The organism is Candidatus Omnitrophota bacterium (assembly GCA_040755155.1).
GTDB lineage: Bacteria > Hinthialibacterota > Hinthialibacteria > Hinthialibacterales > Hinthialibacteraceae > JBFMBP01.
In genome coordinates this window covers 36,293-56,974 of the sequence record JBFMBP010000084.1, presented here as the reverse complement: position 1 = coordinate 56,974, position 20,682 = coordinate 36,293, and the positions used below count along the sequence as shown (strand labels likewise).

15 protein-coding genes, 1 tRNA gene and 1 pseudogene are annotated in these 20,682 nt (G+C 51.2%); 6 read left to right on the top strand and 11 right to left on the bottom strand.

What is annotated here, in order from left to right; translation table 11 throughout:
* Positions 1-5: 5 nt before the first annotated feature.
* The 4 genes from AB1656_11940 to prfA all read right to left on the bottom strand — a co-directional run bounded on the left by AB1656_11940 (position 6) and on the right by prfA (position 4,753).
* Positions 6-1,949 carry a BatA domain-containing protein gene (locus AB1656_11940; GenBank protein MEW6236089.1) on the bottom strand — a complete coding sequence of 648 codons (1,944 nt, stop codon included), beginning with the start codon at positions 1,947-1,949 and terminating at the stop codon, positions 6-8.
* A gap of 206 nt (positions 1,950-2,155) precedes the next feature.
* Complete coding sequence (locus AB1656_11935; protein MEW6236088.1) at positions 2,156-2,698, bottom strand: tetratricopeptide repeat protein; 543 nt, start codon at positions 2,696-2,698, stop codon at positions 2,156-2,158.
* 16 nt (positions 2,699-2,714) lie between these two features.
* Complete coding sequence (gene prmC / locus AB1656_11930; GenBank protein ID MEW6236087.1) at positions 2,715-3,578, bottom strand: peptide chain release factor N(5)-glutamine methyltransferase; 864 nt, start codon at positions 3,576-3,578, stop codon at positions 2,715-2,717.
* A gap of 101 nt (positions 3,579-3,679) precedes the next feature.
* Positions 3,680-4,753: a peptide chain release factor 1 gene (gene prfA, locus AB1656_11925; GenBank protein ID MEW6236086.1), complete on the bottom strand. Its 1,074-nt coding sequence runs from the start codon at positions 4,751-4,753 to the stop codon at positions 3,680-3,682.
* Between the two features lie 382 nt (positions 4,754-5,135).
* On the opposite strand from prfA, the gene ppdK reads away from it, so the two are divergent.
* Entirely contained in the window at positions 5,136-7,862 is a 2,727-nt protein-coding gene (gene ppdK / locus AB1656_11920; GenBank protein ID MEW6236085.1) for a pyruvate, phosphate dikinase, read from the top strand.
* Between the two features lie 156 nt (positions 7,863-8,018).
* Here the strand turns inward: ppdK and AB1656_11915 are convergent, their stop codons facing one another.
* Entirely contained in the window at positions 8,019-9,020 is a 1,002-nt protein-coding gene (locus tag AB1656_11915; protein MEW6236084.1) for a Gfo/Idh/MocA family oxidoreductase, read from the bottom strand.
* An 84-nt stretch (positions 9,021-9,104) separates the two neighbouring features.
* Here AB1656_11915 and AB1656_11910 point away from each other — a divergent pair, with 84 nt between their 5' ends.
* Positions 9,105-9,905 (top strand): YdcF family protein, encoded by an 801-nt coding sequence (locus tag AB1656_11910; GenBank protein ID MEW6236083.1) that lies wholly within the window; start codon positions 9,105-9,107, stop codon positions 9,903-9,905.
* A gap of 214 nt (positions 9,906-10,119) precedes the next feature.
* Positions 10,120-11,235, top strand: coding sequence for a transglutaminase domain-containing protein (locus AB1656_11905; protein MEW6236082.1), 1,116 nt, complete (start codon positions 10,120-10,122; stop codon positions 11,233-11,235).
* A 190-nt stretch (positions 11,236-11,425) separates the two neighbouring features.
* Here AB1656_11905 and AB1656_11900 read toward each other — a convergent pair whose 3' ends face one another.
* From AB1656_11900 to AB1656_11880, 5 genes and pseudogenes are all read right to left on the bottom strand, one after another.
* Complete coding sequence (locus tag AB1656_11900) at positions 11,426-11,992, bottom strand: prepilin-type N-terminal cleavage/methylation domain-containing protein (protein MEW6236081.1); 567 nt, start codon at positions 11,990-11,992, stop codon at positions 11,426-11,428.
* Between the two features lie 341 nt (positions 11,993-12,333).
* Positions 12,334-12,429, bottom strand: a pseudogene (locus AB1656_11895) (transposase).
* Between the two features lie 140 nt (positions 12,430-12,569).
* The gene (locus AB1656_11890) at positions 12,570-14,483 is read right to left on the bottom strand and encodes a DUF4838 domain-containing protein (protein MEW6236080.1); all 1,914 of its coding nucleotides are present in this window, start codon (positions 14,481-14,483) and stop codon (positions 12,570-12,572) included.
* Positions 14,484-14,880: 397 nt separating this feature from the next.
* A tRNA-Lys gene (locus AB1656_11885) sits at positions 14,881-14,953 on the bottom strand.
* Positions 14,954-15,380: 427 nt separating this feature from the next.
* Complete coding sequence (locus AB1656_11880; GenBank protein MEW6236079.1) at positions 15,381-16,652, bottom strand: hypothetical protein; 1,272 nt, start codon at positions 16,650-16,652, stop codon at positions 15,381-15,383.
* Positions 16,653-17,037: 385 nt separating this feature from the next.
* Between AB1656_11880 and AB1656_11875 the strand changes: the two genes are divergently transcribed.
* The 3 genes from AB1656_11875 (at position 17,038) to AB1656_11865 (ending at position 19,635) form a co-directional block, all read left to right on the top strand.
* On the top strand, positions 17,038-17,463 hold the full coding sequence (locus AB1656_11875) for a hypothetical protein (GenBank protein ID MEW6236078.1): 426 nt from the start codon (positions 17,038-17,040) through the stop codon (positions 17,461-17,463).
* A 77-nt stretch (positions 17,464-17,540) separates the two neighbouring features.
* Positions 17,541-18,152, top strand: a complete 612-nt coding sequence (locus tag AB1656_11870; GenBank protein ID MEW6236077.1) for a hypothetical protein — start codon at positions 17,541-17,543, stop codon at positions 18,150-18,152.
* Positions 18,153-18,798: 646 nt separating this feature from the next.
* A complete protein-coding gene (locus AB1656_11865) occupies positions 18,799-19,635 on the top strand; it encodes a transglycosylase SLT domain-containing protein (protein ID MEW6236076.1) in 837 nt (278 codons plus the stop codon).
* Between the two features lie 33 nt (positions 19,636-19,668).
* Here the strand turns inward: AB1656_11865 and AB1656_11860 are convergent, their stop codons facing one another.
* The gene (locus tag AB1656_11860) at positions 19,669-20,682 is read right to left on the bottom strand and encodes a dipeptide epimerase (protein ID MEW6236075.1); all 1,014 of its coding nucleotides are present in this window, start codon (positions 20,680-20,682) and stop codon (positions 19,669-19,671) included.

Below are 20,682 nucleotides of genomic sequence, written 5' to 3'. Positions count from 1 at the left end.
CCCCTCTATATCGACGCCAAATGGTTGGAGAGCCAGGATTCCGTTAAGCCTAGCAGGACGCAGAGGAAGAGGAGCAGCATTCGCAGGTCGGTTCCGCCGAAGCGGCTATTCAGCGTCTTTTCCAGGGTTTCCATTCCCGTGAATTGAACGCCGTACCGTTCGGACAATTGCGATTTTTCTTGATCCGTCAGGAGGGTGAGGTTGGATTCCGGTTTTGGCGCCGGGAGGGTAAGCGCGTATTGCTTTTTCAGCCGCGCCGCTTCTTTGGCCGTTTCCCACAGGAAGGGAGGCAGCGCGGGGGATAGGAGCGTTTCGGAATCGAGGGCGAGCGATGTATTGACCAACCAGAATTTTCCCTTGCCCAATGACGCTTCCGCGATTAAGCCGCAACTTTGATCGCCCAGGCGGTAGGAAACGAGGGAAGCGCCCGTTTTCAAGTTTCCATGACGCTTGGGCAGCCAAGGCTTCCATATCGATTCTTCCCAAACTTTCAGTGATTGTGTCAAGAGTCCTGCGCTGGAGACGGCAACGCCTTCCGGCGCGGCGGACGCTTCCGTTGGATTCCATACCCATCCCAGTTCCGTCAAGAAGCGATTCCAGGATTCCAACTCCATTTCGGATGCGATTGTAAAAATAATGGCGGCGCCGCCGTTTTTGATGTATTCCATCGCAGCGGTGGATTCCAAAGGCGACCAGGTAGATACGAGGCTGGGAACGATAACGGCGAGATCGACCGACTCAGAGATTTCGCGAAGGGGCGGATTAAGGTTTTCCAGACGAACCGGCGGCGATTGCGGCGAACCGGCCAGCGGATTGAGAGCCGATGTTAGAATGGACAAAACTGGGGAATCCACGGCGGCGTCGCAGAGAATCGCTAGGGAGAAATTTTCAATTACGGGAACCTCCAACGTCATCTCGTTATCGATGGGAAGCGGGTCCGCCGGTTCCAGCTTAATGGAAAATTTCAATACATCGGGGCGCTTACGTTGGACGTCCCTCGCCATTAAATCGGAGAATCGAGAGGTGAAAAGAAAAGGCAGCGCCGCAACGGCGTTCGGGGATGCGGGAAACGAAACCGCATCGGAATAGGCGGGATCGCCGGATTCCGCATGAATAATGGAAACAGTCCCAGAAACGCCGTCGCCGCCCAGCGAGCGCGTTTGTCCCGCGATGGTCTCCCAACCGGCGATTCCCCATGGGGGAGACGATAGCATCTTCACTTCGCACCACCGATTGACGACAGGCTTCTCGCCTACTGAAACGGCGAGAAGAGAGGCGGGGAATTTGAAATCCACCGAGGAATCCAAAAGCGGCGCCCAGGGCAGGCGTTGGCCGTCGGTTACGAGAATCATGCTATGAGCGTCGTCGAAGGATCGCTGGGAAGCCGTCATCAATTCTGGAACGGACGTTCCTTCCGCACTAGGCGCAGATTGAAACAACGTTTCTATCTCGCGGGAGGAGAGAGAGAAAAGGCGGGAAGAACGATCCGGCGCAACCGTCGTCCGATCCCATTGAACGCGATCCAACGACAAGCCGCGAATATTTCTTTCTATAAGGTCCCAAGCTTGGCGCGCTTGATGGAACCAGGATGTTTCCCCAGTTCCATATCCCATGCTATAAGAAGTATCTAAAACCAGCACGTGAGACTGAAACATACGCCCGAAAGAAAACAATGAGGAAAACAAACTCTTTCGTCCGGGAGCATCGACTGTCCATTTAGGACCTGCCAGCGCGAGCAGCAGCATCGCCAATAACATCGTCCGTAAAAGAAGTAACAAAAGTTCCTGCAGGAAAGGATTGACGCGCTCCTTCTCTTCCGACTCGCGCAGAAAACGAAGCAGGGGAAAATCGATATGCAATATCCGCTCCTCGCGCCGGCGGCGGAATATCCAAGGAAGAACGAGAACGGGAAACGCCCATAACAAGAGCGGATTCGTAAAAGTCAACATGCCATGCGGCTCCTGATCCTATGGAGGAATATATAGGGTAAAGCAGGCGTCCCGCCTGCATTCATAGAGCAGGCGAGACGCCTGCTCTACCCGTTAAAGGAAAACGATTTCAATAACTTGGTTAATTTACAGTAACAAGGAGAGTCTATCCGCCGCGATTCGCGCCGTGAATGGATTGGCGCCGCTTTTCTTTTTTCGTTATGGTTTTAGGGAGAAGGCTCTCGCAGCCAACTGCGCACTGCGATCGCCTCTTGATGGGCGGGATTCAACTTGAGCGCTTTTTCCGCAGCTTGGCGGGCGGACTCTTTATCGCCGGTCAAGGCTTTGACTTTCGCCAACGCCACATAGGTATCGGCATCGGAAGGATCCAACTCGAGCGCTTTGCCGAGCATCCGGTCCGCTAAATCCAACTCTTTCTTTTGCGCGAAGACGATCGCCAGGTTGCGGGTATAGACGGCGTTATGGGGCTTCAATTCGAGCGCCGAACGGAAACATTTCTCTGCTTTCTCCTTATCGCCGCGATCGAAAGCGATTATGCCCAGTTGATTCCAGGCTTCTGCGTTATGGGGGTCCTGACGTACCGCCTCTTCAAAAGACGATTCCGCCTTCGCCTCGTCGCCGGTATGGAGGTTGACGACTCCTTGATTGAATTGAGAATAGGGGGCGTTGGAACAATCGGCGAATACGAAAACCATTTCAAATGTCAAAAAACAGGCGAGTATTCGCTTTCCGCATTGCGACTCCATCATAGACAATTCCAACCGCCTAACGGGATTTCGTCCGGAACTGACATACTCGTTCTTTTCCGGAAGCGTCGTTATGCACGGCGAAATCTTCGAATAGGCCACGCCGCCTTACTTCGGTGCGAATCGTCGACATGATCGTAGGATCGGCTTCCAGGAGGAGATAGCCGCCGGGCTTGAGCATGGGGGGAGCGCCGTCCAGGAACGACTTGATAAAGTTCATCCCATCGCGTCCTCCATCCAAAGCGATAACCGGTTCGAAATCGCGGATTTGATTGGGGAGCTTTTGGATATCGCCGGTTTTGACGTAAGGCGGATTGCTGACGATCATGTCGAAATCCTTGGTTAGTTCGGTTCTCATGGGAGCGAATAGATTGCCCTCGCGCAGGGTAACATAGCTATTCAATTCGTGGCGGGTAACGTTTTGCATAGCGACCTTATAAGCCTGGCTAGATATATCGCTGCCCCAAAAGACGCCGCTTTCCAGGTTCAGCGCCAAGGAGATGATCACGTTGCCGCATCCGAATCCCATATCGTAGATTTTAGGATCGTTTAACTTCTTCAAAATATCCAACGCCGCCGATACGAGCGTCTCCGTATCCGGCCGGGGGATGAATACGCCATTAGAAATGGAAAAAGGAATGGAAAAAAACTCGATTTCTCCGGTAATATAAGGAATCGGTTCGTGTTTAGCCCGTCTTTGCAGAATGCTTTTAAGCTGAATCTGCTCATGCGACGATAATTCTTTCGACGGGTTGGCCAGCACTTGCGCACGATCCATCGACGCCGCAAAAGCGACAAGAAGTTCGGCGGATAGCCGGGGAGATTCCACTTTCCTTGTTTCAAAAAGTTCTACGCATTGTTCGATGGCGTCTTTGACATTCATTCCCGCAATCTCCATTCCAGGATATTCTAATATCCAAACCTCCTCGAATATACTGGATTTTATTGGAAAGTAAAGTATAAATCCCATTTAAAAATCAAGCGTTAACTAGCTTCTTGCAAATGGTTTAATTGTTCCGCCTGAGCCAAAGCGCCGATTAACTCGTCCAGTTCGCCTTCCATGACGGTTTCCAAACGATGAACCGTATAATTGATGCGATGATCTGTCAGCCGGTTTTGCGGAAAATTGTACGTGCGGATGCGTCCGCTGCGGTCGCCGGTTCCTACCATGGAGCGCCTTTGCTCCCGCTCTTCATTCGCCTGGCGTTCCTGTTCGATTTCCAATAGGCGGCTGCGCAACACTTTAAGCGCCCGCGCCCGGTTTTTATGTTGCGATTTTTCATCCTGGCAGCTAACTACCAAACCGGTAGGAATATGCGTAATGCGCACGGCGGAATCGGTCGTATTCACGCTTTGCCCGCCCGGCCCGGAGGAACGGAAAACGTCGATCCGCAAATCTTCGGGCGAGATGTCGATTTCCACTTCGTCGGCTTCGGGAAGAACGGCGACAGTGGCGGCGGAGGTATGAATGCGTCCGGACGCTTCCGTTTCGGGCACGCGCTGAACGCGGTGGGTTCCCGCTTCGAATCGCAGCCGGGAATAAGCGCCCGGTCCGTTCACGGCGAAGATGATTTCCTTGAAGCCGCCTTTGCCGGTAGGATTGGAAGAAAGAACCTCGACCGTCCATTTATGGGATTCGGCGTAGCGGCAATACATGCGGAAAAGATCGCCCGCGAACAACGCCGCTTCTTCTCCGCCCGTCCCAGCGCGAATCTCAAGGATCGTATTGCGGTGGGCGTTGGGATCCTTCGGCTTAAGATATTCCATTAGGCGCAGCTTTGCTTCCTCTTCCCGCGTTTTCAGTTCCGGCAGTTCCATCTTCGCCATTTCGGCCAGTTCGGAATCGTCGGAAGCGATAAGATTTTTGATTTCATCGAGTTCCCGCCGGATGCGCTCCCATTCCTTAAAATCCTTGACGACGGGCAACAATTCCGCGTGTTTGCGGCTGAGATCCGTCAGGAGAGAACGATTGGACAAATTGGCGGGATCGCCGAGTTGTCTTTCCAATTCATAAAATCGTTCGCAGATTTCATGAAGTTTTTTTTCTATGACATCCATATCGGAAAATCCATCCTTTGAGGATTTTGGAAAATTACACAAAGGTAAAGAGAACGCATTCCAAGAAAGCGGCGGACGTTTCGTAGCGCCGGCGAAGAAATTGTACTCCATTTTTCCTTTTCAGGCAGGCGCAAATCGCAGGGGAACGGCGAAAGCCGGGAGGGAAACCGGCGAATGATCGCGTCCCATTCCTTACTTTTCCATAAGAAAACTTTAGAAAAAAGCTAAAAAACGTAAAGAATGCGTTTTTATGCCTTCACTGATTTTGACAAGAGTGAATAATACATTATTATTGTTAAGCTGCGGCTATAGTTGGGAAGGATGCAGCCAATCGTCCTTCGACCATTTGAATCTAGAAAACATCAGGATAGGTAAAGAGATTATGAGCAAGAAAAACGTGTATTTTTTTGGAGAAGGCAAGGCGGACGGCGATAGCGGAATGAAAAACCTCCTTGGCGGCAAGGGGGCGAACCTCGCCGAAATGGTCAATCTGCAAGTTCCCGTTCCGGCGGGATTCACGATTACGACCGAAGTGTGCACCCTCTATTACGAGAACAAAGGCAAGTATCCTCCCAGCTTGGTTAAAGAAGTCACCGACGCTCTGAAAAGAGTCGAAAAGATCATGTCCATGAAATTTGGGGACGTCAAAAATCCCCTCTTGGTTTCCGTTCGTTCCGGCGCCCGTTCTTCCATGCCCGGCATGATGGAGACGATCCTCAACGTGGGCCTCAACGAGAACACAATCCAAGGCTTGATCGAGAAAACGAAGAATCCCCGTTTCGCTTGGGACTCTTACCGGCGCCTTATTCAGATGTACGCCGACGTTGTTATGGAAAAAGCGGCGGGCATCGAACCTCCCGAAGGACAAGGCATCCGCAAGCAGTTGGAAGAAGAATTGGAAAAATTAAAACACAAACGGAACATCAAGCAGGATTGCGATCTCTCCGCCGAAGACCTTCAAGAATTGGTCGGCGTTTATAAAGAAAAAGTCAAGAAAATCATGAAGAAAGCCTTCCCTGACGATCCCATGGATCAGTTGTGGGGCGCCATTAACGCCGTCTTTCAATCTTGGAACGGCAAGCGCGCCGTGTCCTACCGCAACATCGAAGGCATTCCCCACGATTGGGGCACCGCCGTCAACGTGCAGGCGATGGTCTTCGGCAACATGGGCGATACTTCCGCCACCGGCGTCGCCTTCACGCGCAACCCCGCCACCGGCGAGGATGTGTTCTATGGCGAATGGCTGTCCAACGCCCAAGGCGAGGATGTCGTCGCGGGCATTCGCACTCCCAGCCCAATCAACAAATCCGGAAAGACCGAACAGAGCATGCATCTTCTCTCGTTGGAAGAAGCCATGCCGAAAGTATACAAGCAACTAGACGGCATCCAGAAGAAATTGGAAAAGCATTATCACGATATGCTGGATATCGAATTCACGATCCAGGAAGGCCGCCTGTGGATGCTGCAATGCCGCGTCGGCAAACGCAATGGTCCCGCCGCCGTGCGCATGGCCGTAGAAATGTGCAAATCGAAGCTGATCGACAAGGAGACCGCCATCCTCCGCGTTTCGCCTTCGCAATTGGACGAACTGCTGCACCCCATCGTCGATCCCGCTGTCGAGAAAAAAACCAAAGTATTCGCTAAGGGTCTTCCCGCCGGACCGGGCGGCGCCTGCGGCCAGATCGTTTTTACAGCGGCTGACGCCGTCGAGTGGACGAAGAAAGGCAAGAAAGTCATTCTCGTGCGCGAAGAGACCAATCCGGAAGACGTGGAAGGGATGCGCGCCGCCGTCGCTATTCTCACCGCTCGCGGCGGCATGACCAGCCATGCGGCGTTGGTGGCCCGCGGCTGGGGCAAGTGCTGCATCGTCGGAGCGGGCGCTCTCAGCATCAGCGCCGCCAAGAAAACCATGAGCTGCAACGACGCCTTTTTAAAGGAAGGCGATACCATCACATTGAACGGCACCAAGGGCTACGTTTATCAGGGAGCGCTTCCCTTGATCGAAGCGGGCGAAGGCAATATCTATTTCGACCAGTTCATGAAAATTTGCGATGGCGTCCGCCGTCTTAAAATCCGCACCAACGCCGAAACGCCCCAAGACGCCGCCAAGGCTCGCGAGTTCGGCGCCGAAGGCATCGGGCTTTTCCGCACCGAACATATGTTCTACGGCAAAGGTTCGGAACAGCCGCTTTCCAAATTGCGCAAAATGATTCTGTCCAAAAATGAAGAAGAACGGCGCAAAGCCTTGGACGAACTCTTCCCCTTCGTTAAGAACGATATCAAGGAAACCCTGGTGGCGATGGACGGCTTGCCCGTTACCATCCGCCTGTTGGACCCTCCGCTTCACGAATTCGTTCCTCAGGAAGAAGCAGAAATCGCGAAACTCTGCAAAGAGTTGAAGATTACTCCCGCCGAATTTAAGGAACGGGCGGATGCGCTTCACGAACTCAATCCCATGATGGGGCATCGCGGCGTCCGTTTGGGCGTGACGTATCCCGAAATCGCCGAAATGCAGATTCGCGCCATTTTGGAAGCGACGGCGGAATTGCTAAAGGTGAAAAAGAAACCCTTCCCCGAAATCATGATCCCCGTCGTCAGTCTCGTCGAGGAATTGACCGACCAACTCGCCATCGCCAAGCGGGTATATGCCGAAACGGTGAAAAAGACCGGCGTCAAGAGCATTCCGCACATGTATGGCACCATGATCGAAATTCCGCGCGCCTGCCTCGTCGCGGGCCAGATCGCGGAAGTAGCGGAATTCTTCTCCTTCGGCACCAACGACCTTACGCAAATGGGATTCGGCTACAGCCGCGACGATTCCGGCGCATTTCTCCATCCCTACGTCGCGAAAGGAATTCTACCGGACGATCCATTCCAAACCATCGATCAGACGGGCATCGGCGAATTGATGCAACTCGCCGTCGAGCGCGGACGCGCCGTTCGCCCGAAACTGAAACTGGGCATCTGCGGCGAACACGGCGGCGATCCCCAGTCGGTGGAATTCTGCCATCGGATCGGCTTGGATTACGTTTCCTGCTCGCCCTTCCGCGTTCCCATCGCGCGCCATTCCGCCGCCTGCGCCGTGGCTCGCGAGAAGAAAAAGAAATAATTTAGAAAAAGTAAATAGTATTCAATAATTCGGGGCGGGTCGAACGATCCGCCCCTTCTTTTTTCATTCGCGCCGATTCGATTTTCCCAAGAATAGAAACGCCCTCCTTGCGTATGATTTACGCGCGGAGGGCGTTTAATTTTTTTTTTGCTTATTTCACTCCAGCGAAAATTGCGGGACGGGAACCGGCTTGCCTCCCTGGTTTTTGCTTTCGTCCGCCGCCTGCATGAAGGCGTACATTTCGACAATCTCCTCCGCAGATATAGGCGGCTTCTTGGTTTGGAAGAATTTTACGATCTCTTCGACCAATCCTTTATAGCTGTGCCCTTTGACTTCCACTTGATCTTTGGACCCAAAAATCGTCATTCCATAATCGTGCGCCCCTTTGCGCATCCCACGGTAGGTTCCGATGCGTCCGTCTTTCCAGACGCCGACAACGTAATCGTAATCTTCCGTATGCGTCCGCGCCACGGTTTGGCATCCGCGCCCCATCGCCGCATAAAGCGGATCGACGCCGTGGACGCCATACCAGAAGAGATCGGGATGATGCGGCTCGTAGGAACAAGGGGAGTAGGAATCGCAACCTAATATTTCGCCGATTTTTTCCGGCTTCATGGCTTCGCGCCAGGTTCTCACCCAATGAAGGCTGGAACCGCCAAACCAGGGGACGCCCGCTTTCTTGGCTAGACGGGCGATTTCCAGAGCGTCTTCAAAACAGCCCCCAACCGGCTTATCGATGAACATCGGCAAACCCGCCGCTATGACTTGTTTGGCTTGTTCGAGATGGGGCCGTCCATCGACGCTTTCGATCAGCACGCCGTCTACGTTGCGGCAAAGTTCGGCGATGGAATCGTAAATCATGACGCCGAATTTCTCTTGCAATTGCTTTGTATAGTCGTCCACCCGGCTGATGCTGCTTTCGATGTCGGAACTTCCGCCTCTGAAGCCTGCGACGACTTTGGCCCCAGGAACGTAGTCGGCATTGTTGGGATCGTTCATCATGTTGGTAAAGGCGATGACGTGCGACGTATCCAATCCCACCATGCCCAAGCGGATCGCGGGGTGATTCTCGTCCGCCGCCATGGCGGAGAGTCCCGCAAAAAGCGTTAAGACAAAAGATGCAGCGGCGATGGCAACCATTTTTCTTTTGTACGACATTCGGCTATCCTCCTTAGTATTGAAACGATCGTTTTACTATTGTCCTTAATAACCATGCCTATGTCTATTCTTAAACGCCATCGAATGGATGTCGATCCGGATCTATCGGATTCATCAGAATCCGCAGGCGAGACTTCATCGCCGCTTCCAACGAAATCCAAACCAGCGAAATTCCGGCGGCGTTGGAAAGGAATCGCTCTCTTTCAGATCAAGAGGCTGGAAGCCTCTTCTACTCTGGCGAAATTCCGGCGGCGTTGGAAGCGCATCGCGTTGGCGCTGACGTCGATAGTCCTCATTCTAGCGATCGGTTATTATCATCGCCAATCCATTCTGCAATCGTTCGCCTCTTTCCTTATTTACGAATCCAAACTGAAATCCTGCGACGCCATCGCCGTTCTAGGCGGAGGCGGTTGGCAACGAGTGGAAAAGGCGGCGGAATTATTCCAGACTGGCTATGCGCCGGACATCGTGATCTGCCTGCCCATTGACGCTCCGCCCGATATTCCCTACCGCGACTTGATCGTCTTGGAAGGGCGGATTTGCCAGGCGATTTTCAAATTGCGCAGCGTTCCCGCCGAACGGACGCATTGGAGCCAAGAGCCTTTTTACAGCACTTACGCCGAAGCGGCGTTCCTGAAAAAATGGATGCTGGAAAATAACCGGAACTCCATCCTGATCGTCTCCGGTCTCTTCCAGTCGCGAAGAGCGAAATGGACGATGGACCGCATGTTTCGCGGAACCGGATGCGAAATCCTCATTGCGCCCGCGCCGGAAGAAATCTATTCCGCGAGCGATTGGTGGACGAACGAAGAGGGCGTCGTTACGGTAGAAAACGAATATCTGAAAAATATTTATTATCTTTTACGGGGACTTGCGGGAAGATAATGCGCTCAAATCAAACCTTCCATCAAGCACGCAATGCGCGTTATTTTATCGAAAGGAGGATGCTCTTCGCTTTGAGCCTGCCCAGCTCAACTATACAAGCAGGAACAGATTCGGTATATATGGATCATTTTCGAAGAGCCACTTTCTCTTCCATTTTCCTGCTGACGATCAAAAGCGGCTGTTTAATTCATCATTGGGAGGATCGAGAGATTCAATGAGTACTCATCTTTTTAAATACATCCTCATAACGGCGATCATCGTTCTATCGCACATAACTCCTAAGGCGGAGAACGGGCATTTCACGATAATCCCCGTAAAAAATCCCGAATATCACGGCAACGAATTGTTCCGCGCCTACGACAGTTATTATAATCCGCGCATAAAACAACTGCGCGAGCGTTATGGATTGGATCAAGTCGTCGCTGGGGAAACAGACGAATGGCGCCGTATCCTGCGGCTTCGCCATTGGATCAAATCGAAAATCAGGATAGAAAACGATCATCCGACTCCAACTCGGGGCGACGCCTTCGCCATTCTCGATGCGGCGTTGCAAGGAGGCGGCTTTCATTGCGCCCATTTCAGCATCGTGCAAGAGGCCGTCCTAAACAGTTACGGCTATGTTGCGCGCCGGCTGGGATGCGGTCCCGGTACGATCGAGAAAGGCGGGCATCATGGAGTCAACGAAGTCTGGGTGAATTCTTTCGGCAAGTGGGTATTGATCGACGCGAAATACGATGTTCATTTCGAAAAAGACCATCTTCCATTATCGGCGTTAGAGATACGCGACGAAGTATGGAAAGACGGAGGAAAATCCGTATTGCCATGCTTTGGACTGAATGGAGAACATGATACGGATCAATACTCAGGCGACTACGGCCCTACCGCCGAAACCTATCGTTGGTGCAGTTGGGAAAACACAACTAATCGCTTTACCTCATTTCCCGCCGCCGGCAATTCCGTTCTATTTATGCTGGATGACGAGTTCTTTCGCCAAAACGTTTGGCATCGCGATGGAAAACCTCATTGGGCGTACAACACGCCCTATTTAATAACGACGACAAGAAGAGATTGGATCGAGTGGACGCCCAATGTCATCCATTCCACTGTAGAGATTAAAGACAACTGCGCCAGCGCGTCTTTATCCTCTTTTACGCCGAACTTTCGCAACTATCAAATGTCGCGTCCAGACGGTTCCTGGGCCGATTGCGGCGAACAGTTAACGCTGCCTTTGGAGAAGGGAAAGAATCAATTCTCTTTCAGGACCGAGAATCTCTTTGGAGTCGCCGGTCCCGTTCATCGCATTGAAATCGCCTGGGAAATGAACGAATAGCCAAAGATCGTATATATCTCTACGAATCGCATTTCTGTTCCCTCGCCCTTTGGGAAAGGGTTAGGGTGAGGGACTAAGTTCATCATATCAACCCTCACCTAACCTCTCCCAATCTTGGGAGAGGAATTGGATAGAGTGCAAATTCATAGAAAAAAGACATTCGCGCGAAACATGAGTAAACAAAAATCCATCACCCCGCTGCGCTGTTGCGCAATCCCGGACCGACTCGGATGATATCCCCTTCGCTGACCAGGCCGTTGCTGGGCGAATAACGGTTGCCGCCGAACGACCATTGCAGCTTCTTGTCGGGGCCGACGGAATAGATAATGTAATGGGAGCGTCCTTCGAATTCTCCGTAATTGAACGGAGCGTTGGAGCCGAAATAGACATAGCACTGGTACCAGCCGATATCCGGATCCCGGGGCGGGATGAAAGGGTCTTGCGGAATGCGGTTCAAATAAGCGATGGGAGTAGTAATCACGCCGATCCCGGTAACGGTCTGCTTGACGCCGTTGAGCGAAATCGTAACGCGAGGCGGAGCGATGCAGGCGGTTCCCGAGTCGACGGGATAGGCGTTTTCGTCAATTTTATAGGCGGTTAAAGCGTCTTCGATGGCGCGATGTTCCGAATATACCCGCGCAAGTAAAGCGCGAGTTCGGGCGTTGAGAAAATTGGGAACGGCGATAGCCGCCAGGATGCCGATGATCGCCACGACGATGAGCAACTCGATTAACGTAAAACCCTTCCTACGCATCATAAAATCATCCCGCTTTTCTATAGATCATAGGATAGGCCTCGCTGTTTGAGCCATTAGAGTAATCGATGAGTCATATGGCGCGATTCATCCTACTTTTATCATCCCAAATAGGGCTTGCTGAAATACCTTTACTACCGAAATAAGAGCGGACGGAGCAGGGGAGCGGCGCCGTTCGCTTGACGATCGGATAGCGTCGCCTGAGAATCCTTTCGGCGCATCCATGCGGCTCCCAGCTCGCCAAGGACTTGCCAAAGTTTTCCTGACGCCTCATAGATTCTCTTCCAATACGCCAAAAGGCCAACAAAAAGTCCTTTCTCCATTCCCATCCGATACAACTTTCCTAGATTCATGACTAGCAGATTGAGCGCGATTACCGTCAGGGACGTTGCGGGCAATTTCGCCATGATTCGGTTCAGACCATAGCGGCATTTCGATACATGAGGACCTCAACTTATGTGCTAAGGTTTTGAAAAATACACGCAGATTCTCTTTCGCATTCCTTCAGGAAGTTATATCTTAATATACTCGTTTGTCAAGACTTACAAATTTCAGCAAGCCCGAATTGGAAGAATCTCGCTTATTTTTTAAAATCGGAATGCGCCGATTCGTCAGCGGCGTACTGAGCGCAGCCTTCTTCCATCCATTTCCATAACGCCTCGCGCCACAAGCCGATGCGTTGCTTCTCCGGTTCGGTATGGGCAAGCGTCTGGGCCTGGTTCATCAGTGCGCCCAGCTCTTTCATTCGTTCCGCCATTCCCAGGCGCGTCCAGGCGACATTCTTCCAATCAATGCCATTTTGCTTGTAATAGGGCGGTGGATAGTTCTTTGGATCGCAGGCAATCTCCTCAAGCTTACGGTAAAAATTCTCCATCGGCTCGGCAGCCGCGCCGAAATAGCGGAGGAAAAACTCATGCAGCATGGCGTCCACATCCTGGTCTGGATCGTCCCAGAGTTTGGCGATCACATAACCTTCCAGCATCTCTTGTTCGCCGCACACGAAAATCCCCCGGACGCCGTCTTGGATGAACATCCGCATCGTCCGCGCAGTCTCATGCGCCATCACGTTCGGGAAACACTTCCATTTGTCAATCAAGGCGGGCTCCATCGGATGATGGTAGTAGTTCCAGAGGAAAATCGGCGCTTTGGCTTTTTGCAGCCATTCCTTGTATAACATCATGTCGTTCTCGCGGATTTCGGGGTGGATGGCGTAGAGGCAAGTATGAAGGCAGGGAGCCACGGATACGTTGGGTTCGATATCGAAGCCGCGAGGCGGCAAGGCGTAATTCCAATAAGCGAGCGCGGCAATATATTTGTCGGGATGGGTTTTGCGCACTTCCCTTGCGACGGCGTTTACGAAGGAAAAGAAGTAGTTGCTGACTTCGCCGCTGCTGAACTGGCCGGTATGCATGTCCTTTCCTGAGGCCAGCAAAGCCTTGCACGGGTCGCATTGGCAGAAGTTCGAATTGTCGTCCGGAACGATCGCAAAATAATCGCCTACCGCTTTCCATCCTTCGGGCGCGTTCTTTTTGCCGCCAAAGAAATCCCGCGCCATCTGCGCGACTTCTTCGACCAGCAACGGATTGCTATAACAGAGTTGCGTTCCTCGACCAGGTCCTTGCGCCTGATAAGCAGGATTGGTGAATACGGCTTGAATGGTCCTGCGGTGGAAGGTGTGGTTTCCAGCCCATTTCTCGCCGCCAAGGCGAAGACGCCGCCAAAACAGATAAATCTCGGATTGCGTTGTTGGACCCCACTGTCCTTTCATGAACGGCCAATTGCCAGACCAAAGGGCGTCGCGATATTTAAGCGCCGGAGACCGCCGAATATCGGTTCCGCTAACTGTAAGCGTTGGTTGAGAGGGGAAAATGATGCTCATTTCGTTTGGCCCATACCAGCGAACATTACAAAATTGTTCGATGAAGTGATAAGCGGCGTAACACGTTCCCAGATCGTCGTAAACGCCCGGAAGTTCCATCTCGCCCGCGCTGCGTTCCGGATACCCCACGGTTTTCCAGTAGTCGATGCGCTGCCGAGTAGCTTCCAGCGTATCTCCGCAATTCATGGGACGGCCGAATTCCCTCCGATTGGCCGCCGTATCCTCCCAATCGCGTCCGATAAGAATCAATGCGTCCGGTCGAAAGGCAATGAGATATTCCTGCGGAGCGAAAGAGGCTCTTTCAATCCCCAGCGCCCGCGTGGCCTTACTATCCCCGATAAGCACCCGTATTCCCTCGACTTTCTCGTTATCGCTTCGGATGGGCAGTTCCGCCCCTGTGATCTTCATAATGTGGAATTGAAACTCTAACGCCGCCAAGCGCGCCGCCGGAGTGGGATTCTCCGACGTGACAATGGTGCACAATGGCTTCCCATCATGCGCCAAGCGCAACTCGGAGTCAGAAGATTCTGCGGCGACTGGCTGATCGAATACAGCAATGACGACGCATATCCGTATGAAGAAAAAAAGAAAAAATGCCGCTGAAGATTTGAACATTTCCAAAGGCTCCTCGATGAAAGATTCATTGTTTCGAACATTTTCCCATTTCATATCAATAACTATACAACCATTACATATAGTATGGAGAGAATCATTTAAGTGGCCTCCATTGTCTAGACAGAAAAACGAAAAAATAAGGTGGAAACCGACTTTTCTTTGGGCTTGAATTTCTCCAGGCCATGCCGGAGGAAAGGGGACAATGCAAGGAGGGCATAGCCCAACAGGAATTGCCTCCTGTCCCTTAAGACCAATTCTGAAGGGGGAGCATGCTTTTTCTTCTCAATTCGTTTACGAAAAATGGTTAACGCAAATCTAGCGCATAGATAATTATTATGAGAAGAATTCCAGACAGAAAGGAGAATATAAATAATTGATTAATGAGGGTTTAAGGAAATGGGCCATTCAGGAATCGAACCTGAAACCTGCCGATTAAGAGTCGGATGCTCTACCAATTGAGCTAATGGCCCATACAGGAAAGAATACGAATAATCAAACGCACTTTTTATGTTGTGGCGGAAGTAAACTTTTTTAATTATACCCCAATAAAGCGTTTTTCAAGGTTTTTACCATCTTTTCGATGAAGAAAAGATGGCAACCTGTTTTTCCTCTTGCTTATGAATCTGGTTGGGATCTATAGCGAGACCATTTATCTTCTGAGGGATTAATGGTATAACGGCTTCCTTTTTATCCATTCAATACGTTGAAAACGAATAATGGCGACTATCATTTTTTACTTGCTTTGGCAGGCGTTAAGGGAAAGATGAATGCATCGGATCGGACATAAAAAAACCCGTATTTCTCCCTCAATGTGGGGAGAAATACGGGGAATTATCCAATGAGATAATAACGGCTGTATGTTGGCCAAACGATTTGCTATGAATACGAGCTGTTTTTTTAATACAGTTGCCAATCGCTTGCGTCTGTGGTTCCGCCGGTCAATTCAATATTGCTGAACGTTCCCGTTGCGATTTGGCCTAAATCGTGGGAGCAAACGCCCAATCCCAGAAAGATGGGATCCTGCAATACGACTACGTTTGTATCGATATTTTTCCATGCGCCGCTAGCCGCGTCCAAATAAGATGTGGTGAACGAGTCGCCGACGCGGGTTAGGCGCTGACGGGCGGGATTCAATCCAGATACGCGAAGAGCGCTGGCGGTGCTGGCATCGGAGGCTTCGCCGCCGCCGCGCCACTGCGTGCTGTACTGGCCGTCGCGCCGGACGCGGGTGGCTACATAGTTGCCCCAACCATCCAGGCTTTCGGCGGCATAGAGCATGGATTTAATCCAGGCTTGCGTTTCAAGGCCGCCGGCGACCGCGACATCGGCGGTCAGTTCGAAATCGCCGCTCCACTCTTTGTACACAAAACGGAAGTTGCTGCCGGTGTTGTTCCAAACATCCGCGCCGCTGCCATCGATCGTATATATGCCGGCGGCGGCGTCGTAAGCGGCGGCGCCTTCCGCGCCCAACTGACCGTTGTCGACATCGATGGTCAGGTCGAAGGGACCTTCGATCGGAGCTCCTAAGGCCACTTTCGAAAATGTCCCCGTCGCGATTTGACCTAAGTCATGGGAGCAGACGCCAAAACCAACCAGAACAGTTTCCGATAGCGCCACTTCATTGGAATCGATAAGCGTCCATTCGCCCGTAGTTGCATGTAAATAGTAGGTGGAGAAGGTGTTGCCGATTCGAACCAGACGCTGACGCGCCGGATTCAGACCGGTAACGCGCAAAGCGCTGGCCGTACTGGCGTCGGAGGCTTCTCCGCCGCCGCGCCATTGGGTGCTGTACTGGCCGTCGCGGCGAACGCGGGTGGTCACGTAATTCGACCAGCCTTCCAGCCCTTCGGCGCAAAACAGCATGGCTTTGATCCAAGCTTGCGTTTCCAAACCGCCGCTAACGCTCACATCGGCGCGTAAATCGAAATCGCCGGTCCATTCGCGATAAACAAAGTGGAAATTGCTGCCGGTGTTGTTCCATACGTCCGCGCCGCTTCCGTTCACGGTATACGTATCCGTCGCTGGATCGTATGAAGCGCTCCCTTCGGCTCCCAGCTGACCGTTATCGACATCCACGTTAGCGGAAAAGATGCCGATCTGCGCATAGGAAGCCGAAGCCGTTAGGATGCAAAGCATCCCAATAATAAAAACGCTAAACATCTTTCTCATACTAAGTACCTCCCCTTTTCTTTGGATAAAAATTGACGTAACTCAAGTTTTGCTAATGCCGTAATCGTTAAATTGAAGACAAAGAAAACCCAAGTTATCGTACGTTTTACCGATTATCCCATATGATTGCTCTTAAGGTCAACCGATAAAACAATTTTTTTAAAATTTTATATAATTCATTCGATTTTGATTCAACGGGAAATCCCAAACAATGGCGCAATTGGCTCTGTTAAGTTGGAGGAGGAATCGCCGTATTTTTAGGGGCTTTTCCTGCGTTTATTCTTATTGAGAAACGGCTCTCCTGACAGTGGACTAGAAAATAATAAAAACAACTTGATTTTTGCGATTGATTTTTAGACAATATAATTATAATGAGGTGAAGTTAATGAAAACGGCAGCAAAAGTGATAGCGCTTCTCGTTGTGATCGTCCTTGGCGCTAATGTTTACCGCGTCGTATCGACGAAAATGAAGGAAAATAAGGTAGCGGAAAAAGCGGATCAATTTCTCAACGACGCCACAGGATTGAGCAACGTCAACCGGTATATCGAGATCCGGGACAAATCCGATACGTTCAATTTTCCGACGATTAAAAAAGGCATTTCGATGTATTATATCGATCATGGAAGGTATCCCAATTCGATGGAGGAACTGGAAAGCGGAGGCGTCGTAGGCTCGGATGCGGCCCGCGATCGTTTCGGAAACAAGTATTCTTTAAAATATGAGGGAAAGACGGTCATTCTTTCCAGCGCGGGCAAAGACAAAATCAAAGGAACGACCGACGACGTGGAATATCGCCTTCCATTGCAATGAAACGGGAAGGCATTGCCCGTGAAAGAATGATGATCGGCCGCCGGCTTTCGCCGGTTCGCCGAGGGAGGCGGTGAATCATGGACAATATTCTTTCCGAAGAAGAACAGATATCTCTGCTGGGAAAAATGCTGTATTATTCCGCCAATCATTTGACGCAGCGCGAACGCGAGATCTACGACCAGCTGATCGAGCATTTGCTGCGCAAGGTCAACCAAATCCGGAAAATGGAAAAAAGAACCTCGATGGCGGGCGATTCCTCCATCACCGAGGCGCAACACCAAGCGAAGAAAAACGCCATCCGCAATTTAGGTCCGGAAGACGTTTGCCGCTGCTTCGTCGACGCCTGGAACAAGCAAGATTTCGAGACGGAATATTTTTGTCTCGCCCGCTGCTTCCCCGTGCATAAGCGAAAGGCCGACAATGTCCACGAATATGTTTTGCAGAGGATGAAGAAATATCAGGACCGCCATTCCGTCGGTCCGCTATACAAGCAAATCTCCGAAATCACCTCCGCTCAGACGCATGGAAACAAAACATCGGTCTATTGCTTCGAAAACCATAAAATGCCGGATAAAAATCTCAGCCTTCAACGTCAATACGATCTGATTTTCGAAGACGGCGCTTGGAGGATCGCCGATTTCGAGACGTTGAAAAGCCACGAAACCGCTAGAACGGCTAAAAAGCCGTAATCGTTTTTTTGTCCTTCCAACTTGGTTTCAACGCTTCTTCGCTTCAAGGGCGCAGAAGAGAGCGTCTTGTTGCGCTTGGATTATAGCGATTAGTTCGTTATACTCTTCGTAGACGCATTGAGAACGATTGAGGAGGATTAGTAAACGTAAGATCGTTCGAAACACTGGTAGAACAGGCGTTTCGCCTGTAACCGAACTGTTATTTATTTCTTCCATTCCTTTGAGAGGGCGAGGGCATCCCGCCGAGTTGTAATTTTCTCTTCCATCGCCGCTTATCGCCTACGGCTCCACAAGCAAGAAAGGGAATTTTATCTGACAAATTTTCAATTTGCGTTATCGTTACAAGGAAAGTTAGATTATCGTTATATAAGACGGCATTTCGCAGGCCATTAATGGAGATGAAAGTCGCGATAATTGATAATTCTAATTTTTTTGTAAAAATAAATTATAGATGGATCGATAATTGCTTTAATTTTACTATAAACAGGAATTCGGTCCATTCAATAGAGCGGTTCTCAAATTTTTTCGCATTCTGAGAGATGGCTCAAAGAAGCTGATAATCGAACAGCTGCTTCGAGCGCCCCCCAAACGAAACGGTATGAGGTAAACCGCTCTTACGTTTTTATAGGAATCAAGGAGATGGGCTATGAAACTCATAAAGTTACGCCGATATGAGGATAAAAGAGAAATCGTCAAACGCGGCGCTATTCCTATCCCCTTCTTTTTTCTTATTTTCATTTTCCTCACCATGACGGCGGGCGCCGGCGGCTCCGTTTTTTGGATCATGAAAAAAGATAATGAAGTGGAAAAAGAACGCCGGGTAAAAATCTTTTTGCAGAATCAAATCAAGGAACGGGATATCCTCCTGCAGCAAAACCGCCAGGAAATCGATCAGTTAAAGCGGCGCGTCGAAATTCTCGACGCCATTCAGGAGCTGAGCAAGGCGGAATTGCCCGAAAACGACAAACGCAAAATCGCCAAAGAGGTGGACGAAGTCAGCCAAAAATACGGCTATCATCCCATGTTCTTATTGGCGTTGATGTCCACGGAATCCTCTCTTCGTCCCAGCGTAGAATCCAGCAAGGGAGCGCATGGCCTGATGCAGCTTATGCCCAGCACCGGACGCGCTCTTACTCGGCAAGTCCGCGAATCGCCCGCCATCGTAGGAGAAGAAAAAATCGAAGCCGCCGATCTCCCCCATTATCGCGAAATCGAGGGCAATATTACTCTCGGCGCGCTGTATCTTACCAAATTGATGCTGCAATACAAAAGTTTGGAAAAAGCCGTCTACGCCTATAATCTCGGCCCGGTAATCTACGACAAAAGGGTGAAAGAAGGGGGAGCCATGCCGAGACGGTATTATGCGAAGATTATGAGCAAATACCATAAACTCGTCCAAGAACAAGAGCGCCAGGAACCGGTTCCGAACCTTTATGCATTGGATAACGCTCCCCTCGTCGCCCGCGCCGATCCCTTCGATTAACCCATTCGCAATTTTTTTCTTTTTCTCATAAATCTATTCACGTTCTTTCGCGCCGATTCCCGGCAGCGAAGGCATGATTAACCGTCCCTTATCCAATTTCATGCCCGTGAAAGGGTCCTCGCTCAGCAGCGCGGCGCCGTCGAGATCAGCGAAAACGGCCAGGGGCGCCAGATTCGCGGCGGCGGAGATTCCCAGCGAACTTTCGATCATGCAGCCCAGCATGACCTTTAAGCCGTATCGCTTGGCGGTTTCAGCCATTGTTTTCCCCCGCTCCAGTCCGCCGCATTTGGCCAACTTGATATTGATTCCATCCGCCAAACCCGCCCACGCTTCAACATCCTCCGGCCCCTGCGCTCCCTCATCGATAAATATTGGGATATGGGTTGGATTCTCTTCGCGCAGGCGGCGATAACCTTCCCGATCGCGGCTGGGCAACGGCTGTTCGAGCAAGAGAACTCCCCATTTCTCCAAGCGAGGAAGATAGTTTAACGTCTGTTCGGCGTTCCAGCCTTCGTTGGCATCGACTAGCAAGGGCTTTGCCGTCCGGTCGTGAATCGCTTGAAGGATTTCCATATCGCGAGGGCCGCCAGCTTTAATCTTGAGGATGGGGTATTCATCCGCCCTGGCTGCTTTTTGCATTACGATTTCCAACTCGTCCATGCCGATGGTGAAGGAGGAGAGGGGGACGTTGTCCCAAGGCCATCCCCAAAGTTCGTAAAGCGGCTTCCCCTCCCGTTTGCCCCATGCGTCGTGCAGAGCCAGATCGACGGCTTGGGCTAATGCGGTTTGTTCTGGATAGCGCCGCAAAAGATCTACAACGATTTCCGCAATTGGGCGTTGGCAGTCTGGCTTTTCCGCAAGCCATTCCTGCGCCATTTGGAGCATGGCCTCCGCCGTTTGGCCTTTGTAATAGATCGGCGCCCCCTCTCCCCAGCCATCGCCAATCCGGACGAATAGATTGCGTACGAAGCGCCTCGTTCCCCGCGAGATGCCGAAAGGATCGCGCAAAGGCAGTTCGCGAATTTCGCAATGATAAGAAAAGGTCAT